17 protein-coding genes are annotated in these 19,880 nt (G+C 47.1%); 9 read left to right on the plus strand and 8 right to left on the minus strand.

The genetic code is table 11. The annotated features are described in order from the left end of the window. Positions 1 to 319: 319 nt before the first annotated feature. On the minus strand, positions 320 to 1,411 hold the full coding sequence (locus SIB42_RS02040) for an SGNH/GDSL hydrolase family protein (protein ID WP_156485133.1): 1,092 nt from the start codon (positions 1,409 to 1,411) through the stop codon (positions 320 to 322). A 122-nt stretch (positions 1,412 to 1,533) separates the two neighbouring features. On the opposite strand from SIB42_RS02040, the gene SIB42_RS02045 reads away from it, so the two are divergent. Genes SIB42_RS02045 through SIB42_RS02055 form a run of 3 tightly spaced genes read left to right on the plus strand, consistent with a single transcriptional unit; the run spans position 1,534 to position 3,983 of the window. After that, a complete protein-coding gene (locus SIB42_RS02045) occupies positions 1,534 to 3,396 on the plus strand; it encodes a carbamoyltransferase (protein WP_067093278.1) in 1,863 nt (620 codons plus the stop codon). 5 nt (positions 3,397 to 3,401) lie between these two features. Beyond that, on the plus strand, positions 3,402 to 3,797 hold the full coding sequence (locus tag SIB42_RS02050; RefSeq protein WP_074160711.1) for an SxtJ family membrane protein: 396 nt from the start codon (positions 3,402 to 3,404) through the stop codon (positions 3,795 to 3,797). A 24-nt stretch (positions 3,798 to 3,821) separates the two neighbouring features. Further along, entirely contained in the window at positions 3,822 to 3,983 is a 162-nt protein-coding gene (locus tag SIB42_RS02055; protein ID WP_231856343.1) for a DUF5989 family protein, read from the plus strand. A 29-nt stretch (positions 3,984 to 4,012) separates the two neighbouring features. Here the strand turns inward: SIB42_RS02055 and SIB42_RS02060 are convergent, their stop codons facing one another. Further along, positions 4,013 to 5,260 carry a CCA tRNA nucleotidyltransferase gene (locus SIB42_RS02060; protein ID WP_067093279.1) on the minus strand — a complete coding sequence of 416 codons (1,248 nt, stop codon included), beginning with the start codon at positions 5,258 to 5,260 and terminating at the stop codon, positions 4,013 to 4,015. A gap of 209 nt (positions 5,261 to 5,469) precedes the next feature. Then, entirely contained in the window at positions 5,470 to 6,732 is a 1,263-nt protein-coding gene (locus SIB42_RS02065) for an O-antigen ligase family protein (protein ID WP_074160712.1), read from the minus strand. Between the two features lie 232 nt (positions 6,733 to 6,964). On the opposite strand from SIB42_RS02065, the gene SIB42_RS02070 reads away from it, so the two are divergent. Together SIB42_RS02070 and SIB42_RS02075 are read left to right on the plus strand one after the other, a co-directional pair. Next, the gene (locus tag SIB42_RS02070; protein ID WP_067093281.1) at positions 6,965 to 7,813 is read left to right on the plus strand and encodes a glycosyltransferase family 2 protein; all 849 of its coding nucleotides are present in this window, start codon (positions 6,965 to 6,967) and stop codon (positions 7,811 to 7,813) included. A 31-nt stretch (positions 7,814 to 7,844) separates the two neighbouring features. Next, positions 7,845 to 8,732 carry a glycosyltransferase family 2 protein gene (locus tag SIB42_RS02075; RefSeq protein ID WP_067093282.1) on the plus strand — a complete coding sequence of 296 codons (888 nt, stop codon included), beginning with the start codon at positions 7,845 to 7,847 and terminating at the stop codon, positions 8,730 to 8,732. A gap of 13 nt (positions 8,733 to 8,745) precedes the next feature. On the opposite strand, the gene SIB42_RS02080 is transcribed toward SIB42_RS02075, so the two are convergent. The 4 genes from SIB42_RS02080 to SIB42_RS02095 form a co-directional block, all read right to left on the minus strand. Beyond that, positions 8,746 to 10,575, minus strand: a complete 1,830-nt coding sequence (locus SIB42_RS02080) for an ABC transporter ATP-binding protein (protein WP_231856344.1) — start codon at positions 10,573 to 10,575, stop codon at positions 8,746 to 8,748. Between the two features lie 68 nt (positions 10,576 to 10,643). Continuing rightward, positions 10,644 to 11,729, minus strand: coding sequence for a glycosyltransferase (locus SIB42_RS02085; protein WP_231856345.1), 1,086 nt, complete (start codon positions 11,727 to 11,729; stop codon positions 10,644 to 10,646). Continuing rightward, the gene (locus tag SIB42_RS02090) at positions 11,726 to 12,439 is read right to left on the minus strand and encodes a heme oxygenase (biliverdin-producing) (RefSeq protein ID WP_067093284.1); all 714 of its coding nucleotides are present in this window, start codon (positions 12,437 to 12,439) and stop codon (positions 11,726 to 11,728) included. Before SIB42_RS02090 ends, SIB42_RS02085 begins: the two co-directional genes overlap by 4 nt. 73 nt (positions 12,440 to 12,512) lie before the next feature. Then, positions 12,513 to 12,965, minus strand: coding sequence for a hypothetical protein (locus SIB42_RS02095; protein ID WP_067093357.1), 453 nt, complete (start codon positions 12,963 to 12,965; stop codon positions 12,513 to 12,515). Between the two features lie 50 nt (positions 12,966 to 13,015). Between SIB42_RS02095 and SIB42_RS02100 the strand changes: the two genes are divergently transcribed. Continuing rightward, positions 13,016 to 14,311: a ChbG/HpnK family deacetylase gene (locus SIB42_RS02100; RefSeq protein WP_413328312.1), complete on the plus strand. Its 1,296-nt coding sequence runs from the start codon at positions 13,016 to 13,018 to the stop codon at positions 14,309 to 14,311. Here the strand turns inward: SIB42_RS02100 and SIB42_RS02105 are convergent. Further along, entirely contained in the window at positions 14,299 to 15,237 is a 939-nt protein-coding gene (locus SIB42_RS02105; RefSeq protein ID WP_067093358.1) for a glycosyltransferase family 2 protein, read from the minus strand. The two genes, SIB42_RS02100 and SIB42_RS02105, sit on opposite strands and share 13 nt — an antisense overlap. A 91-nt stretch (positions 15,238 to 15,328) precedes the next feature. On the opposite strand from SIB42_RS02105, the gene SIB42_RS02110 reads away from it, so the two are divergent. The 3 genes from SIB42_RS02110 to SIB42_RS02120 all read left to right on the plus strand — a co-directional run bounded on the left by SIB42_RS02110 (position 15,329) and on the right by SIB42_RS02120 (position 19,823). Beyond that, entirely contained in the window at positions 15,329 to 16,753 is a 1,425-nt protein-coding gene (locus SIB42_RS02110; protein ID WP_067093285.1) for an NADP-dependent isocitrate dehydrogenase, read from the plus strand. Positions 16,754 to 16,825: 72 nt separating this feature from the next. Further along, the gene (gene dld / locus SIB42_RS02115; RefSeq protein WP_067093286.1) at positions 16,826 to 18,550 is read left to right on the plus strand and encodes a D-lactate dehydrogenase; all 1,725 of its coding nucleotides are present in this window, start codon (positions 16,826 to 16,828) and stop codon (positions 18,548 to 18,550) included. Positions 18,551 to 18,647: 97 nt separating this feature from the next. After that, positions 18,648 to 19,823, plus strand: a complete 1,176-nt coding sequence (locus SIB42_RS02120) for an alpha-hydroxy acid oxidase (protein ID WP_067093287.1) — start codon at positions 18,648 to 18,650, stop codon at positions 19,821 to 19,823. The last annotated feature ends 57 nt before the right edge of the window (positions 19,824 to 19,880 follow it).

Consider the following 19,880-nt stretch of genomic DNA (forward strand, 5'->3'; position numbering starts at 1 on the left):
ATGGAGCAAGGACAACACAGTCTCCAGGCTGGAAAAGGGTAAACGACACTTAGCATGGCAAGAAAATCTAAACACTTTGTCTACCAAAAGTGTCAGATAGTCCAAACCAGGAGCTAACAAAATATCGGACGGACTATACTCTAAAAACAAGCTATATCAATCGTATTGAACTTTAAGGATATATTGCAGAAGCAGACATAGTTGTTGCACGAAGCTCGCAAATAGACAGATTTAACCTAAAATATTTAACAAACATATCAACACCAATCAATATTTATGGAACCGGGAACAAGTCTTTCATTTCCAAATTAGACAGGCTTCAAAGTGTTAAATACTTGCTGATTCGTTGAATTAGCTTGTCTGCTATTCCGCTCGATCCTCGTGAGTTTGCATGAATTGCGTCACTTGAACCAGAGCGATCATAGGGATTGTCAAGAAACAGAGGCTCATAGAAAAGGGTATCTCTAAATGAACCTTTCATTGAAGCTATTGTGTTTTTTGTAAAATCATGGATGGCCAAAAGATCCTCACAGAGCGTGTTCTTAGTATATGAACGATAAGAGTAATGATCCAGGAAATAGCAATTTGGATTAGATTGGGCTACAAATATAATTTTTGTTTTGGGCCAGGATTCAACTATAGATTCAATCAAATTATCGAGCTTCTGCGCATAAGAACTTTCAGCAACTCGCGAATATGATTCACCTGTGACAAACGTTTCACCCTGGACAGGAAGCACGCCTTCAACATAGTCAAAAAGATTATTGTTATTCAATACCCATGAGTCTACATTTCCCTTTAATGAGCGTATAAGCATAACCAAAGCACTATTAATTAAAATTCGTTCTTTTAATCCAGGAGTTTTTAAATCAGGATCACTTGCGGAATATCTATCAACCTTATCAAGGCTATAGAGCGCATCATTATGACCATAGTAAATAATTACAATCTCAGGATTAAGAATTTTAATGTGCTTCAGCCAAAGTTCAACTGAATATTTATTCCCCAGAAGAGTCTGGCCAGAAACACCAGCGTTAATAACATCAACATCTTCGCGTGAAGTATTGCTAACTATGGAATTCAGGCCTTCCTGAAGTCGTTCAGCCCAAGTAAGGCTCTCAGGAACTACATATTCAATTGCAGTCGATCCTCCCAAAACTAAGATTTGCCTCGAATTATTATTATTTACTTTACCTCTAAAGCCGTACTTATCACGTCTAAAATTGACAATAACATCTTCACCGGTCAAGCCATAAGTTCTAAAACTATGAGTGCGCCCAGATTGTCGGGATATTGCAGGGATTCGCTTAGCTGGATTCTGCTGCAACCAATTCCCAAAGACAAGTTCAAGACCAAATAACGCTGCTCCCAATAAAACAACATTAATACCAACCAATTTGACGATTTTCATTATGTCAAAAAATTATGCAAATACTACGCGAAAGACAGCAGCTAATCGGATTTTTCTTGTATTTTGAACGCTTGACTCATCCCCATAGGATCTGAGATTATATCTGTATCAGCTTGCACTGAATGCGCATTCTCGGCATATCTGCTTACTTCCACGACAGCGCTGCGGCTTTAGTGGTGAATGGTATGACCAAAGCGGCAGCCCAAGAGGAGCGTTTCAGTCGCAAAAAGCATGACGCAGGGTTTCCTAGACAGTCTATGCGTTTTTGCCTTGAAAGCCAAGGAGTAACGCTTGAGGACTGTGACGCTGTCGTCTACTACGAAAAGCCACTGCTGACGTTTGAACGCTTACTAGAGACCTATCTGGGAGCAGCTCCACGCGGAGGTCGTTCATTCGTAGCAGCTATGCAAGTTTGGCTGAAAGAAAAACTATTCCTAAAAGCAGAACTGAAGAAGCAATTACGAGCGGTGGCTGACGAAATGGCCGCTGAAACATGCAAGCCGCGGTTAACTGAACTACCAAAGCTACTATTCAGCGAGCATCATCTGTCGCATGCTGGGGCAGCCTTTTTCCCAAGCCCATTCAAATCAGCAGCAGTACTCTGTATGGATGGGGTTGGAGAATGGGTCACGACTTCAGCCTGGACAGGAACAGGCGAAAAACTCAAGCCTCTTTGGGAAATTAATTTTCCTCACTCTCTTGGACTGCTGTATTCGGCATTCACCTCCTACTGCGGCTTCAAAGTGAACTCAGGGGAGTACAAGCTTATGGGTCTCGCTCCCTACGGAGAACCTCGTTTTGTTGATGAAATAAAAAATCACCTCATCGATATTAAGCAAGATGGAACATTTCGACTTGATTTGAGTTATTTCAAATTCCACCGGGGCTTCAGAATGACCGGACGAAAATTTCATAAGCTCTTTGGACGTCCACCGCGCAAAGGAGAAACAGAATTAAGCCAATTCCATATGGATATTGCAGCATCAATTCAAGAAGTAACTGAGGAAATCGTAGTCAAAATAGCCCGAAGCCTGCAAAAAGAAACTGGAGCTCGCAACTTGTGTCTAGCAGGTGGTGTAGCTCTTAACTGCGTTGCAAACGGCAAGCTATTGAAAGAAGGAATCTTTGAGCGAATATGGATTCAACCAGCCAGTGGGGATGCTGGCTCAGCGATCGGCGCAGCATTGATAGCTGAACATCATTACTTTCAACAAGATCGCAATGTTTACAGCGAAGATGGAATGCAGGGAACTTATTTGGGGCCAAAGTTTAGCAATCATGAGATCGCTTCCTATCTAAACAAAATCAATGCTTCTTATCAATTTATCTCCGATACAGACCTCTTCTCTTACCTAGCAGTACTTCTGAACCAAGGTAAAGTCATAGGTTGGTTTAACGGTGCAATGGAATTTGGTCCACGCTCACTTGGCGCACGCTCAATCCTTGGAGATCCGCGCAATAGCGAGATGCAGAGCACAATGAACCTTAAAATTAAGTATCGAGAAAGTTTCCGGCCATTTGCGCCATCAGTTCTTGAGGAAGAGGTGAGCAATCAATTTGATTTACACTTGAAAAGTCCTTATATGCTATTAGTGGCACCCGTAAAGAAGGACCTCTGTCGCTCGATGAATGCTGAAGAAAGGCAATTGTTTGGCATCGACAAACTCAAAATCTCACGTTCAACGTTACCCGCTATAACACATGTCGACTACTCAGCTAGAGTTCAAACGGTTAACTCACAAACAAATCCCCGCTACTACAATCTAATTAAAAGTTTTCAACGCCTTACTGGCTGTCCAACAGTAGTTAATACCTCGTTCAATGTGCGAGGAGAACCGATCGTCTGTACTCCGCAAGATGCATACCGCTGCTTCATGCGTACAGAAATGGATGTATTAGTGCTTGAGAATCACCTGCTATTGAAGGATCAACAGCCTAAAGCAGAACAAAAGGAAAACTGGATGCAAGAATTCGAACTAGATTGATCACGATGACAAATCCATCCCCGACGACAAGACAACTGCGTGAATTCGGCTTTTTGATAGCCATTGGATTTCCGCTGCTGTTGGGCTGGCTGTTACCAACGCTCCGTGGACGCAGCTTTCACCTCTGGACCATTTGGATTGCGATTCCATCCCTCATACTCAGCCTGGGATCCCCGCGTATGCTTTCCGTTCCCTACCGAGGGTGGATGAAGCTGGGACATGCTCTGGGCTGGGTCAATGGTCACATCATCCTTGGAACAGTGTTTGTAATTGTGCTTCAGCCGATTGCTGCGGTTATGCGGTTGACTGGATATGACCCACTTCGTCGGAGATCAACATCGACCAGCAGCTATAGAGAGCGCATAACCCGCAAACCAACAGATTTAACTCGACCTTTCTAAATCTCACATTCGAAACAAATTCTCATGCAAGCTTTATTTGAACTGATCAAAGACATTTGGGATTTCATGCGTGTACGTAAAAAATACTGGCTGGCACCACTCATCATCACTCTTGTGCTAATGGGCGCCTTACTAGTCTTCACACAGGGATCAGTGATTGCACCGTTCATTTACACGATTTTCTAGCCAAATCAACATCTCTGAAATTAAATAACCTACCGCATCCGTTCTAAAGCTTGCAACCGAGACTTATGGAGTGCCTCACCTAATCGAGGTCCAGGCTGAAAACCTTGCTTCATAAGCTCACTTGCGGTGATCTGCGCAGAAGCGTGACGCCAACGTCCCCACCAGCGCAGAAGCGGACGCCAACAAATCTGATGCTCACAAATAGCAAGAGCCACAACTTCTGGAGTCCAACTTTGCTGCTCCAATGAGCATGTCCACTTCAAAGCACCCCACTCAACCCAGGAGGTGGTCAAAACATCACTTTCAAGCCAACGTCGAAACAGCAAAAGCTCTTCTAACCAACTTTGCTGCTGACCAGGAATTTGGAGACGTTGCGAAAGTGCTACAGGATCTGCAGCTCCACTAATCAAAGCACACAAAAGTGGTATTTGAAGACGATTTGCACAGCGCAAACGAGGATAAAGGAGAGAGTCATTCTGCAAATTTTGATCCAACAATGACAGAGCCGACCATGACCGAAGAGAGGACAAAGCTTGAGGCCAGGGCTCATTGTCGAAAAGCAACTCGAGCTCCATACGGAGACGAGTACCCAACGCAGGCGGAACCAAATCAACAGGGTCTCCAATGCGCCAAGACCAAGGCCACAGTTGCAGGGTGGACTTAACCTGAAGAATGGATTGCACACCCAAAGTAAATCCCAAACGAGCTGCATAGCGAGCACCGCGTATGACCCTGCTGGGATCTTCCGCCACGCTTTCATCGTGAAGAAAAACGAGTTCCCGAGCGATCAAATGCTGGCGCCCACCATAGGGATCCAAGAGGTGCGAGTCGCCGTCAGCATTAAGTACCAAAGCCATAGCATTGACAGTGAAATCACGTCGAGAAAGATCATTTTCAAGCGAACTAAAAACAACCAGAGGATTCTCTGCAGGAAACGGATAAGTCTCAAGGCGTGCAGACGCCAAATCAATCATGACCATATCCAGCCGTAAATTCGCTGTTCCAAAGCGATCATGAAGCCGTAATTCCTGAATACGTCTGGGACCAAAATATGTCTGCAAACGAGTACAAAATAAATTCATATCACCCTCATATACAAAATCGAGATCAGGTGATCTTGGGTAGATGCAAGGGTCTATCTCAGAAAGAAGAGCATCGCGAACTGCACCTCCCACCAAAGCCAAACGACCATTATGCAAGTGCTCGGCCTGTAAAGCCAAAGCAGTGATCAGATCAGAAGGAATATCGAGAAACTCTAAGGCGCTAATAAGTTTCATTCATTACACCATTTCTACACAACTAATGGAAGTAAAAAAATTGCAACTGGAGAACATCAGCCCCAGAAACACGATCTAATATTAGCGGAACATCAGCGAGTGAGCAGTGCCGTGGCACCGGCCAATCAATTGAGAAAAAGTCAATAGAAAAAGATGGTGACAACGGAACTAACAAATCATTATCAATAAACCGCATAAGCAATAAATAATCACTCTCTTCTCATCGTTGATTGGTGACCGAGCATCATGACAGGGTTATTGGCAAGAACAACCAATGACCCACCAACCCAAAAACCAGGCAATAGAGCTGGATGACCTGAGAAAGACGCGAGTATCAAGGCCTGAATCCAAAGGAAAGCAAGTGCAAGTCCCGTGATATCAGGACCAGGATCACTCCACTGGATAACCAACTCTGTCCAAATTGAGTGAATAACTGTAGACAAAAATATTATCAAAACAACAAACATCAATAATCCACCAATAACATAAGATTCGAGAAGAATATTATGGGAATACCAATGACTTGCTGGCTCAGGCAAAGCCTTCATCAAAGCCTGAGCACGAAAACCCAAACCTAAAAATGGGTTGGCGCAGATCCACTCCCAGACAGCAGCAAACCTCATCAGCCGACCAGATGAACTGGAATCCTGGAAAAACGTACCTTTGTCAAGAATATCGACAATCTTGGGAACGAAAAAAACTAAAGTTGCGCTGAATGCAGCTAAACAAAACCAGCGGCAGTGCGGTACTCGCCTCCAAAACCACAAAAGGCCAAAAATAATCAGTGGCAATAATGCCAAGTATGCACTCCTAGTCACAGAAAGCCGTACACCCCACGAACCAATCAAAACAGCGCAAGCAGCATTCAATACAAGTAAGTTAGACCCGAGAGAACGATCTTCTGTATAACGGAAAACAAACAATAAAACACCTAAGACAACTAAGGATGCTGAAGAATGCCCAGCGGGAATTGGATTCAAGTCTTCAAAACCGAAACGCGAGTAATAAATACCGTCTTTCATTGGCATCATCAAATAAGCAACAGCACCAATGCATACAGAAATACTCCCCAACAATGCACATAAATCAATAGAAAAAGAACTGCGTCGCATCATCAAAATCCAAGGCAAACATAAGATTGAAATCAATGTTGAATTAACAAAACTCTTGGAAAGAGTAAAACCGCTTTCAATGAAGTCAACTGGCTCTATGAAAGTATCGAAACCAAGACGCAGAAAATAAAGAACCCAAAAGGCAAAGAGAGCGCTGGCAGTCAAAACAACACGACGTCTCTTCAAGAAAGAAACAGGTTTCCACCCAATATCATTAAAGGCAATACAAGTCAGGCCAATACTTATTAAGTTGGTCAATAAGAATGGCCTTGATTCTAATCCAAAATAATGCTGGATAGCGGCTAAGGGAATACGTGCGAAAACAAAAGCCCATAGCCAAACCACGAAACCAAAAGACAAAACACATCGATGAAACGCAGCAAGCACGGAAAAACCCGATTTAATCTTTGACTATAGACCTGAAGAGTAATACTCAATTACAAAACGACACCATTATTCCATTATACTCTGATAAAAGAACAAAGTGAATGCTAAACTTAAGGCACTATTCCCTAGTAAACTTTTAGATAGGGATCAATTAACAAAGTCAATCAATTTTGATGTCATCCTCTAACCGGAACAATTCTGAACAATGAAAAGCGGAGAAGCTAAATTCACCGTAGGCTTAAGCATTCCTACTTATGATAGAAAAGAAGAGCTCAATAGGCTTCTAGAAAGCTTGTCGCATCAATCATTGCTCCCAGATCAGATCATAATAGTCGACCAGAATGAGCCTGGGTTTCTAGATTTAGTTATTAGTGAATGGGCAGATAGACTACCGATTCAACACGATGTTGTGCCATATAAATCAGCCTCCAAAGCCAGAAACCACGGAGCTCAGAAGCTGACGACTGAAATTATTGCGTTCCCGGATGATGATTGTGTTTTTACAGAAAGGACTATTGAACTGGTCAAGCAAACCTTTTTCAACAATCCAAGCGTTGACGTCATTATCGGACACAAGCCAAACAGACAGTCTAAATCTTCTGCGCATATAACCAAGATTAAGCCAATAACAACGATTTTAAATTTATTTAACGCAAAAGCTGAGACATCAAATATATTTTGCAGAAAGGAGTTGATGCTGAAAATGCCAACACTATTCAATGAGTGTATTGGCCCTGGCGATCAAACAACCATTATCTCGAATGAAGAAACGGATTTGCTCATCAGGATGCTTAGAGAAAATGCACAGATTGGCCTTTGTGCAGAAATTCAGATTGAACATCACTCTTCACAAGTTTCTTTTAAAAGATCACTAAAATATGCTGAAGGTCGTTATGAACTCATCAGACGTCAAAAGCTTGGTCTATTTTATTATCTGATCAATCTTCTGCAGCCTCTCGTGAGACTTGCTAAGCATCCAAGTCTTGAAGGGCTAAAATATTGTGTAGCAACAATGCTGGGACGATCTGGTATTACCAGATTGATTCATCATTAATCAAATTTATCGCTTAAAGATCTTAGATTCAATGACTACAGAGCTTGACATTATCATTCCTGTTTACAATGACCAAGAAGGACTAAATAATACTTTGGCTTCAATAGAAAATCAAAATGTATCAAAAGAGCTGATTCGAGTGTTAGTCGTCGACAATGATTCGTCACCGGCGATACAAATACCCCCTACTAGTTTCGAGGTACATCTTCTGCACTGTGATCAAACTGGATCTTACGCTGCTCGTAATACAGCTTTGACAAAAGTGCAATCCAAGATTGTCGCTTTTACCGATGCTGACTGCATTCTTGATAGAAATTGGGTTAAGACTGGGATTCAAAACATTAACATCACTAGCAAACAATTGAGCAAACCAGGAATTCTTGCTGGAGAAATCAGCATCATCCCATCAAAACAGCCAGAAACTTCCGCTGATTTAGCAGACATACACTTCGGTATGACACAAAAAAAGTTCGTTAACCGCGGTCGGTATGGAATAACCGCGAATTTGTGGGCTAGAAGCGAAGATCTAGTTTTGCTCTCTGGATTTAATGAAAGCTTGAAGTCAGGTGGAGACCGTGACTTTTGTCTTCGTGCTCAACAACAATTAAATGCCAGTCTAATTTACGACCCTGATTGTATTGTTTACCATCCAGCTCGAAGCAAGAAAGAGCAAATTATTAAATCAAAGCGGCTGCTTGGAGGTCAGTTTGATAGGGCAAAAGGAAATCACGCAAAGGAGATTGCAGCATTATTTTTACATCTTAGACCTCTAATCAAAGAGACACTTGAGTCATTGATGATTCCAGTTTCAGCCAAAAGACGACTTGCGCTAATGTTTTTTGTATATCAAATCAGATTCTCTACAATTTCAGAATGGATAAAACTTTTTCTAAGAAAGAAAAAATCTTCAAGACTATAACTCAATCCAAAAACTATTCATTTGACTGCTGTAATTGGACAAGTCGTTTAAATGTATTAGATTTTTCTTGAAGATCTTGGTAGCTGCCTTGATGAACAATACGACCATCGCAAAATTCAAAAATACGATCACAACGTTGAATTGTCGTTAAACGATGAGCAATCACTACTGTTGTACATCGACGACCAATAAGGTCCAAAGCTTGGATCACATCTGATTCAGTTTGATTATCAAGTGCACTCGTTGCTTCGTCGAGAATCAGAAACTTGGATTGACGGTAAAATGCTCTTGCAAGAGCAATTCGCTGACGTTGCCCTCCCGATAAAGCAATGCCATTTTCGCCAATTTGTGTATATAAACCATAAGGAAGGTCAGCAACAAATTCATCGAGTTGAGCAGACTCAAGACATTCCCAAACACACTTCATATCAACATCATCTTCATCAATGCCAAAAGCAATATTAGATAAAACGGAATTATCAAGTAGCTGAATATTTTGTGGAACTTGAGAGCAGCATCCATGCCATGCATCAATTTCTTGTTCCGATATGACGTCGACACCATCCAAACACAATGAACCCTTTTGAGGTTTCAACAGTGATAGCAGCAAATTTGCAGCAGTACTTTTTCCACTTCCAGTAGGACCAACAAAAGCCACTCGCGAACCTACAGGTATTGAGAGAGTGATATCACTCAGTACCCAACGATCAGAAGAAGGATAGCGATAGGAAACTTGCTGAAGAGACACTGTTCTCTTAGGCAATATCCCTGCAGATGAAACATAAAGAGGTGAATAAAACGATTGTTCGACTTTTAATCCAAGCAATCGGTTAATGAGTGACAACTCTGGCAAACCACCACGCAGTTTCGCAATTGCAGTAAAAAGATCCTGTAAAGGTTTAGCCAACCTTAAAGCGCCAACAGACAACACTGCTAAGAAGGGCAAGATCTCAAGAATCTGGGATCTATCCTCAGAAAGCAGTCTAGGAATAACCCCTATTGCAAATATTGCAGTAATACCCAAGGGCTCAATGATCATCCTTGGGATTTCAGGAAGCACAATTGATTGAGCATCCGCCTGCTTAAACATTAACGTTGCGTCTTTAAACCGTTTAGAGAAATAATTTTCAACTCCAGCCAGTTTGACATCATTAATTGACTTAAACACTTCAAAAAAAGTTTGAGTAAAGACATCTCTTGTTCTCACTTTCTGAGACGAAGCCAATCGGAGCGTTGGAGTCATTAATGCTGTCATCAAGATATAGGCAACAAGCATGACGAACAACAGCCCGACAGCAGTTATCCCTCCGATATAGATGATTCCAACCGTCAAGATTGCAATTGTGACTATATTACTGATGCCTCGCAATATTGGAGTAACAATTTCGCGCAATAAACATTCTAAATTCCCAAGCAATTCAGATGAAAGTCGAGCGAGGTTATTGGAAAGGTGATACTCATAAGGTTGCTGAATGATCCCTGAAAAAATGCGATCAGACAAGTCCAGCCAAATATCACTGGCTATCTGTTCCTGGACGAAGCGGAGAGTAATCTTAACTATTGATTGCAACCATATTAGGCCAATAAAGATAATCGCAAGCCAGAGAGATTGTTCGAGCTCGCCACCACCAAAAAAACGAATTCCAGGAAATATATTACTAAGACGGCCACCCACTAAGGCCCCGGAGAGCCGCCCCACAACAGCAATTGATGCAAAATCGAGAATACCGGGGACCAAGGAAAGCCAAAAAAGCCCTCGCATCGACCTAATGCGTCGCTTCGGGAGATAACCGAGCAGCTGCCTGAGCTGATTGATGGATTGGCTTCCACCGATGCCCGCCACGTTGAACGCTTCACTGTCTGTTCAATTTATTGGCGCACAAGCCAATTAAGTCAGCGACAAGCCAGACACTAAACTGATCGTCCAACAATAGTCGCCAGAATTCTCTTCAGTATTGCTTTAATCCTGCTGATCCGATGGCGTTGGCGTAAAACAACAGTGGGTGAACTGCGGAGTAGATCAGAGTTTATATGCCAAAAATAAAATCCTGATTCCAACTGCTTGATCACTGATGACCAGCCATCGATCAAACGTTGTTCAGACACTTCATTCAAGATGCTACTGATTTCATGATCATCGCCACTCCACTCGAGTGGGTAATTGACGGCAGCCAGAATCCTGCTGACATCATATTTGAGGTTTCCACAGCCGATCTGATGAGCAGTAGTCCCTGGCGTCAGTAAATCTGATAGAGCATGATTAAAGCTCGTAAAAACAACACAACCACTGGCTAATGCTTCTACTGGAGGCAAGCCAAAACCCTCAGATACACCCCTACCACGCCAATACTCGGCAGAATCATAGATATATACTTTGGCGTCTCTGAATAATTGAACTAAATCATCAACCCAACCAGACTGAAGGCAAACATTAAGACCCTCATCTCTCAGTGCTGGCAGCAATTGATTGATCACATAAGGACTGCTTTTCCTCGCTTGAACCAAAACATCGATTGGCCTGGGCCTTGATACTGCTGGATCATTTGGCCTCATCCACTGAGGCTCTAGAGCATTAGGCAGAAAGAAGAGAGGATTGCGTGGTGCTCGATCAGCCCAATAACCCAGAGTATTTCGGCTTACTGCAATGACAGGTATTCCAGGAGGAAGATCAAATCCATAACCAGTGCTATGGGCTTGATAAATAACCTGACGACCACGAAGTTTCTTCAACAGTTTAGGAACATCAAATCCCCAACTGACCAACCACAAAGAACGATCATCATCAGCTGGCAAAACAAGAAGATCTTCGAGGAAAGAACAGTCTGGATTCCTTTCTCGATAAGTCACAACCTCCGTGGTCAGAAGGCCTGAAAGAATCCTTGCTGTTTGCAGAGCGACAGTTAGCCCACCACAGCGAAAACGGGCTCCTGTACCAGGTACAAGAACCCTTACTCGGTCAAAGCGACGCTGATTGTCAGTGTCGATAGGCTGGTTCAAGCAGCGGCGGTTTCTGTGCTGCCACTGCGCTGACGGCGGGTCAGGAAGCCGAACAGCACCTTGCCGATGGCCGCCACCAAATTGCCTTCAAGCTCCTTGAACATATGCATGTTCATGTGAAAAGCGTTGTTCGCTTCCTCAACGATGCGATCAGCGGTATCCTGATCGATCGGAAGCTCATCCATTGTGGCGCGATAGGTCGTTTTGAAGGCCTTCTCGTCAGCGATTTCATCGAACACGTAGAAACGCAAACCGTCATCTCCATCCATGTTCATCGCTTTCTGAGCGATGTTCTTCAGGATCTGACCACCGGAGAGGTCACCCATGTAACGGGTGTAGTGATGACCAACAAGCAGTTCGGGTGACTCCTTAGCCACTTCACGAATCCGCTCGACATAAGCCACTGCAGAAGGTGAGGGCTGGATCTCATCGTTCCAGTTTTCACCGAAGTAATAGACAAGATCCTTCTCAAGCGACTCACGTCGGTTCAGCTGCTCCATCCCCACAGGGCCGACCACAGGGTGGTCTTTGAGTTGACCCACTTCTTCCTCCATGGCGGAGTAAACGAAGTAGAGGTCGGCAACGAGCTTGCGATAGCTGGATTTATCGACAACACCCTTAAGGAAGCAGCTAACGAAACCGGTGTTCTCGGCCATCGTGTGAGCTTTCTTGGTGCCTTCACGGAGCTGAGCAGCCAGAGCTACGGACATGGGATGGACACTTGATCGGGGTAAGCAACCATAAAATCGATCTTCGTTTGAGAGACCGAAGGGTTGCGAAGGGTTACGCCGCTGTGCCCGTCGCTGCCGGATTGGAGAACAAATAAAACAAGTCTCGACAGATTCCACGCAGCTGCTGAACCTGCTCGGGCTGAGGCAGGTGCGAACCCTCAGGCTGCCAATCGCCCACGGTCACCAAACGCCAGCGTTCACCGTCGTAAGTCATTCCACGCATCAACACCCCCAGCAGATCTGGGGCGGCGGGAGATTCAGCCGCATCAGCCTTCTGCAGCCGTAACTGCAACAACAGACTGCGGCACTCCAGACGAGGACTCCAACCGGGGAAGTGAAAGGCCAGATCCAGTGTCTGATCCTCTTGCCAGCGGCGCGTTTGGGGATCATCGCGCCAGGGATTGAGATTGACGCTGGCGGCCGGGAAACGATCTCTCACCAGGGTCACGGCCGAAGCCAAAGCCTGAGCGAGCTGCACGCTGTCAACCGCTTCTCCTGCGTTCACCAGTTCATCGTCGATGACCACAGGTTGAAGGCTGCCGAGCCGAAGCGCCAGTGGCCGTTACGGTTGCGATCATGATTCCGAGCACTCTCAGCTCCCGACTCAGCCTCTACGGACTAGTGGGCGTGGTAGCCGCAGCCGTGCATGCCCTGGTTTTGTTGGGGCTGGGCCTATTCATGCCCCTGTGGCTGGCGAATCCCCTGGCCTTTCTTGCCGCATCACTTGGCGGCTATCTGGGGCATGCACGATTCACCTTCCGCCCGGAAACCGGTGGCCAAAGCTTTGCCCGACGCTGGCTGGTCATTCAATACGTGGTCAATCTCACGGTGAGCGGCGTCTTGCCTCTCGCCCTCCCCAACGCGCTAGGCGAGCCAGTGCGTGTCGCCATGCTGGTGTTCACCCCCACAGCACTGAATGCCCTGATCTGGTCTAAGGCAGCACGGTTCAGCCAGCGGCGGAGGGATTGCCGAGTCACCCCACGACGCCATGCCGATGATCTCGGACTCAGCCCGGCCACCAACCAGGCCATTCTCGAACTCGCCAGCCAAGGAAGGCTGGACAGCAGCAGCCTGCTGGTCAATGGCCCTGTGGCAGCCGACGGCTTTCACGCTTGGCAGAAGCTGAGACAGACCCATCCTCAGCTGCAGATCTGTATGCACCTCTGTCTCACCGAAGGACCGTCGAGCGCTGACCCCGCTTTGCTGCCTGACCTTGTGAATTCACACGGCCATCTGAAGCGATCGTTCGGACAGTGGTTGTTGCTGTCGCTGCTACCGCGCCGACATCCCACCCGACGTCGAATCGAAGACCAACTGGGACTGGAATTAGACGCCCAGATCAAACGCTTCCGCAGCTTCTGCGGTGATGCACCTATTCATCTGGATGGCCATCAACACATTCACTTGGTGCCGATCGTGCTGAGGGCTGCTCTGGCGAGAGCTGGCAGCAACAGCATCACCTGGATGCGCCTGACAGAGGAACCGCTGCCCACTGGTCTGCCCTTGCGCTATTGGAGAGCAGCCATCCGTCACTCAGGACTTTTGAAATGGCTGGTGCTGCAACTGCTCAGCCGCAGAGCTCGGCCCGCCATCCGGCGCTTCGGACTTACCAGCAATCAGAGCTTCGCCGGCGTGCTGTTCACCGGCCAAATGGCAGGAGCTCCAATCCTTGCTGCCTGGAGGGAGCTCAGCAGTGTGGAACCACAACCTGGAGCCACCCCGCCGCTACTACTGGCCCACCCCGGTGCTCCACTCAAGCTCGATCTGGTGAAAGCAGGATTCTCCGTATCCCAGAGATTCGCCGCTTCAACCTGGCGACAGCGCGAATGGCGTGCTCTTCAGGACTTGTGAACCCGGCGGATGAAGTAGTGAGGGCGTGACTTCGCCTCCACATAAATGCGGCCGACATATTCACCAAGCACCCCGATGCCGATCAGCTGAATTCCTCCGATGAACAGCACCGCCACCATCAAGGAGGCATAACCCTCAACATCCACACCAAACAGAGCCGTGCGCAGGATGATCACCAAGGCATAAAACAGGCTGAGGGAAGAGACCAAAACGCCAATCCCTGTCCACATTTTGAGTGGCAGAACAGAGAACGAAAAGATCCCATCGAACGCATAGCCAAACAACTTGAGCGGACTCCAGGAGGTCTGCCCTCCCTGCCGGCTAACCCGCTGATAAGGCAGCTCGACGCTCGAATAGCCCGTCCAGGGAAGAAGACCTTTAGAGAAACGACTGGACTCGCGCAACCGGGTGACTGCATCAAGAACAGCGGCATCCAGCAGTCGGTAATCACCGGCTCCCTCCTGGAGCTCAATCGAATCGACCACCTTGTTGAACACCCGATAAAACCAGTGCGCGCTGGCAACCTTCAAGCGAGATTCCTGATCCTGTTCATCACGCACCGCCGTGACCACTTCAGCTCCGGCACGCCATTGGCGCACCATCTCTTCAATCAGCTCGGGGGGGTGCTGCAGGTCTGAGTCAATCAACACGGCTGCGCCGCAACGACCGTTGACATGGTCAAGGCCGGCCAGCATCGCTGCTTCCTTGCCGAAATTGCGGGTGAGTTCCAGCAACGTCACTGGCGAGCCCCCATGATCCTGAATCCAGGCGCGGATGCGTTCAACGGTTGCGTCGGACGATCCATCGTCAATCAGCACCAGCTGATCCACACCAGGCACTGCCAACACGCGCTCCACAAAACGCATGATCACCTCCTGTTCGTTGAAACAGGCCGCGACGACCCAGACACCCTCTGACTTCGACATGGGATGGAGGTCGGATCGCAAATGACTGTAGGGATCACCCTTCAAGTCATAGGCTCTCGACAACGTGATGTCGCCCGTCGACAACCCAGCCATGGCTCAGTTCGAGAAGCTCACAGCCCCCACAAAGGGAACGCCGATTCGCTTTGAGAACGGACAGCCCGTGGTGGCCGACAACCCGATCATTCCCTTCATCCGTGGAGATGGAACGGGCGTCGACATCTGGCCAGCGACGCAGAAAGTGCTAGATGCTGCCGTAGCCAAGGCCTACACCGGCACCAAAACAATCGAATGGTTCAAGGTCTACGCCGGTGATGAGGCCTGTGATCGCTACGGCACTTACCAGTACCTGCCTGAAGACACTCTCGAAGCGATCCGCACCTACGGCGTTGCCATCAAAGGCCCCCTCACCACCCCTGTTGGTGGAGGCATCCGTTCACTGAATGTGGCGCTCCGTCAAATCTTTGACCTGTACTCCTGCGTGCGTCCCTGTCGTTACTACGAGGGCACACCAAGTCCACACAAGCGACCGCATGATCTCGATGTGATCGTCTACAGGGAAAACACTGAAGACATCTACATGGGTGTGGAGTGGGAGGCCGATGACGTTGTGGGTCAGGAGCTTCGCAAGCACCTGAATGAAGTGGTGATTCCTGCCAATGGCAAACTCGGCAAGCGCCAGATCCCTGAAGGCTCAGGCATCGGCATCAAGCCGGTCAGCAAGCACGGCAGCCAACGTCACATCCGCAAAGCGATTCAACACGCCCTGCGTCTGGAAGGCGACAAACGCCACGTCACCTTGGTGCACAAGGGCAACATCATGAAGTTCACCGAAGGTGCATTCCGCGACTGGGGTTATGAGCTCGCAACGACCGAATTTCGCAACGTTTGCATCACTGAGCGGGAAAGCTGGATCCTCGGAAACCTGGATGAAAATCCTGATTTAAGTGCGCAATCCAACGCGCGCATGATCGAGCCCGGCTACGACAGCCTCACGCCCGAAAAGAAGGCTGAAATCGACTCAGAAGTTCAGAGCGTGATCGACACCATCGGGCCGAGTCATGGAGACGGCAAATGGAAGCAGATGGTGATGGTCGATGACCGCATCGCCGACAGCATCTTCCAGCAGATCCAGACACGTCCTCAGGAATATTCGATCCTGGCTACCCTCAATCTCAATGGTGATTACATCTCCGATGCAGCCGCCGCAATGGTGGGTGGCCTGGGGATGGCCCCGGGCGCAAACATCGGTGAGACAGCAGCAATCTTCGAGGCAACACATGGCACGGCACCAAAACATGCCGGCCTCGACCGCATCAACCCTGGCTCAGTCATCCTGAGTGGAGTGATGATGCTGGAGTTTCTTGGATGGCAAAAGGCCGCCGATCTGATCACCAAAGGCCTCAGTGCAGCGATCGCTGACCAGCAAGTGACCTATGACCTGGCCCGACTCATGGACCCGCCGGTCGAACCTGTGAGCTGTAGTGGTTTTGCTGATGCGGTCATTCAACACTTCTGATCGCAGCAGAAGCACTGCGTCACAAACGATGATCAATGACGTGGTGAGGCTGCAACAGGAGGCCTGCAAAAAATGAGACAGGACCGGTTAGAAGAACTGCGCGATGGCCTCATTGGAATCGTTGGGGAACAGCAGGTTCTAACCAGCGCCGAGCAAACCAAACCCTATAGAACCGGAATTCGTGTTGGCCAGGGTGGAGCCTGTGCAGTCGTGATCCCACGAGATCTGTTGCAGCTTTGGCAAACCCTGGAACTTTGCGTAAAGCTCGACAAAATCATCATTCTTCAGGCCGCAAATACTGGCCTGACCGGTGGATCGACTCCCGACGGAGACGACTATGAAAGGGATCTCGTCATCATCAATACATTAAATCTGAATCGCTTAATTTTACTGAAAGGCGGAGCTCAGGTTGTTGCCTTTGCTGGCTCAAGTTTATATCAACTGGAAGAAAAGCTCTCACCACTGGGCAGAGGACCTCACTCTGTGATTGGTTCATCCTGCATTGGCGCATCCGTCGTCGGGGGAATCTGCAATAACTCGGGCGGAAATCTTGTCAACCGTGGTCCGGCCTACACGGAATATTCACTCTTTGCACGTGTCAATCAAGATGGAATACTGGAACTCGTGAATCATCTCGGCATCGAACTTGGCGCATGCCCTGAAGAGATACTGACCACTCTGCAACAAGCTGATTTCAACACAGAAGACCTAGCAGAATCTGAGCGACTGGCCTCTGACCACGACTACCAAGAACGGGTGCGAGAAATCACATCTCCCATCCCAGCACGCTTTAATTCTGACAAAAGACGCTTGCACGAAGCCAGTGGTTGCGCAGGAAAACTGGCGGTCTTTGCGGTACGGCTCGACACTTTTCCAAAACCCAAGAAAGAGAAAGTTTTTTACCTGGGCACCAACAAACCCGAAGACCTAACCGAACTACGCAAACAGATCCTTACCAACTTCAAAGTCCTCCCAGATATGGGCGAATATCTTCATCGCAGTTATTTCGATGGTGCTGATCTTTATTGCAAGGATGCTTATCTAGCAATTAAATATTTCGGCACTGGATTTATTCCGAGGTTATTCGGAATCAAGCGAAACGTTGATCGAATCGTATCCCAATGGCCAATAACACTGTTTCAAGATCACTTTTCCGACAGAACGCTGCAATGCATCTCCAGGCTAACGCCGGATCATTTACCACCCAGAATGAGATCATTTCGGAACCAATATGAACACCATATGATTCTCCTTTCAAGCGACCAATCGATCAAAGAAACTCAGAGATTTCTCGAAAAATGCTGGCAAACCGATGAAAATCATGCCTATTTTGAATGCTCCGAAACCGAAGGGAAAGCAGCCTTACTTCACCGCTATGTTGCTGGGAATGCACCAGCTCGCTACCAGACCTTAAACAAAGAAGATTCTGGGGAATTGCTACCACTTGATGTTGCCTTGCCCCGAAACTGCGAAACGTGGCACGAGATTCTGCCTGAAGAGATTCTCTCGCAGATGGCCGAATCCTTCCAAATGGCACATTTCCTCTGCATGGTCTTTCACTGGGACTTTGTTGTCAAGAAAGGAGTCGATGCAGGAAAACTAAAAAAGCAAATTTTAGATCTCCTCGATCAATCAGGCGCTAAATACCCTGCTGAACATAATGTTGGTCACTTATACAAAGCAGAAACAGATCTCTCCAATTTTTATAAAAAAATAGATCCAACCAACAGCTTCAATCCCGGAATTGGCAAAATGTCAAAGTCAAAAAACTACCAGCAATGCACCACCCCAGGCTAATTCGAGAAAAAAGCAAATATGCAGAACTTCTGCAGAAAATCTCTGATTCGTCATTAAGGGGTAAAATTATCAGACTTAATGTTATCCACTGCCTGGGATGAATCAAAACGTTTCCGCCCCACGAGTGGTCAATGTCTCGGACCTCCGCGATCTTGCCAAGAAACGTTTGCCAAAAATGGTTTTTGGCTACATCGACAGTGGTGCCGACAGAGAACAGACCTTGGCACAGAATTGCAGTGCCTACAATGAAATCCTGTTCAGGCCTCGATGTGCTGTTGCGACCCCTGAGGTTGAATTAAAGATTTCAGTACTGGGGCAGAATTTTAACTTGCCATTCCTGCTTGGTCCTGTTGGCAGCAGCAGAATGTTTTACCCTCAAGGAGAAGTTGTTGCCGCAAGAGAAGCAGGTAAAGCAGGTACTGGATATACCCTGTCGACACTTTCAGGATGCCGACTGGAAGATGTGAAACAAGCCACTGAATGTCCTGCCTGGTATCAGCTTTACCTGCTGGGAGGCCGAGACGTTGCCCTGAAAACAATTGAACGCGCAAAATCAGCTGGATTTTCAGCGATCGTACTCACGATCGATACACCGGTATCCGGCTTACGTGAACTTGATGTTCGCAACGGAACCAAAGAACTGCTGTCTCAGAATCCTCTGACGATGTTACCATTTCTCCCACAAATGCTGGCAAAGCCTTGTTGGTTAAGTCAATGGTTTGGAGATGGAGGGTTAATGAATTTCCCCAATGTGGTCCTTGAAAATGGACCGATGGGATACACCGAAATTGGACCAGCACTGGAGCAATCTGTTGTCACCTGGGATGATCTCAAATGGATACGAGAAGCCTGGGGAGGAAAATTAATCATCAAAGGAGTTCATATTGGTGACGATGCTCGCAAAGCAGTCGACCTTGGAGTCGATGCTGTGGTTGTTTCTAATCATGGTGCTCGGCAATTAGACAGTGTTGCACCAACGATTCGTGTTCTTCCTGAAATCGTGAAGGCCGTAAAGGGGGAGATCGATGTCTTGATGGATGGTGGAATCCGACGAGGTAGTGACGTTGTGAAAGCTTATTGCTTAGGAGCCAAAGGAGTGTTGATTGGCAGAGCTTATGCCTATGGGCTTGCTGCTGGAGGTGGTCCTGGCGTTGCCCGTGCCATCGAAATCCTGAAAACGGACATCATCAGGACGATGAAATTACTGGGCTGCGATTCAGTTCACAAACTTGACCGTTCATACATTCAAACCCCTCAATCTTGGGGGTCCTGAACAAGCACCACCAGGCCAAAGATCCTGACCTCGAACCTTCATGATTTCAGCCCAGCT

The organism is Synechococcus sp. MIT S9508, assembly GCF_047303045.1.
Taxonomy (GTDB): Bacteria; Cyanobacteriota; Cyanobacteriia; order PCC-6307; family Cyanobiaceae; genus Synechococcus_C.

What these genes read in the sequence shown, in the direction of transcription:
- SIB42_RS02040 (WP_156485133.1), bottom strand. Translation starts at nt 1,411, where the DNA reads ATGAAAATCGTCAAATTGGTTGGTATTAATGTTGTTTTATTGGGAGCA.
- SIB42_RS02045 (WP_067093278.1), top strand. Translation starts at nt 1,534, where the DNA reads ATGCGCATTCTCGGCATATCTGCTTACTTCCACGACAGCGCTGCGGCT.
- SIB42_RS02050 (WP_074160711.1), top strand. Translation starts at nt 3,402, where the DNA reads ATGACAAATCCATCCCCGACGACAAGACAACTGCGTGAATTCGGCTTT.
- SIB42_RS02055 (WP_231856343.1), top strand. Translation starts at nt 3,822, where the DNA reads ATGCAAGCTTTATTTGAACTGATCAAAGACATTTGGGATTTCATGCGT.
- SIB42_RS02060 (WP_067093279.1), bottom strand. Translation starts at nt 5,260, where the DNA reads ATGAAACTTATTAGCGCCTTAGAGTTTCTCGATATTCCTTCTGATCTG.
- SIB42_RS02070 (WP_067093281.1), top strand. Translation starts at nt 6,965, where the DNA reads ATGAAAAGCGGAGAAGCTAAATTCACCGTAGGCTTAAGCATTCCTACT.
- SIB42_RS02075 (WP_067093282.1), top strand. Translation starts at nt 7,845, where the DNA reads ATGACTACAGAGCTTGACATTATCATTCCTGTTTACAATGACCAAGAA.
- SIB42_RS02090 (WP_067093284.1), bottom strand. Translation starts at nt 12,439, where the DNA reads ATGTCCGTAGCTCTGGCTGCTCAGCTCCGTGAAGGCACCAAGAAAGCT.
- SIB42_RS02105 (WP_067093358.1), bottom strand. Translation starts at nt 15,237, where the DNA reads ATGTCGAAGTCAGAGGGTGTCTGGGTCGTCGCGGCCTGTTTCAACGAA.
- SIB42_RS02110 (WP_067093285.1), top strand. Translation starts at nt 15,329, where the DNA reads ATGGCTCAGTTCGAGAAGCTCACAGCCCCCACAAAGGGAACGCCGATT.
- dld (WP_067093286.1), top strand. Translation starts at nt 16,826, where the DNA reads ATGAGACAGGACCGGTTAGAAGAACTGCGCGATGGCCTCATTGGAATC.
- SIB42_RS02120 (WP_067093287.1), top strand. Translation starts at nt 18,648, where the DNA reads ATGAATCAAAACGTTTCCGCCCCACGAGTGGTCAATGTCTCGGACCTC.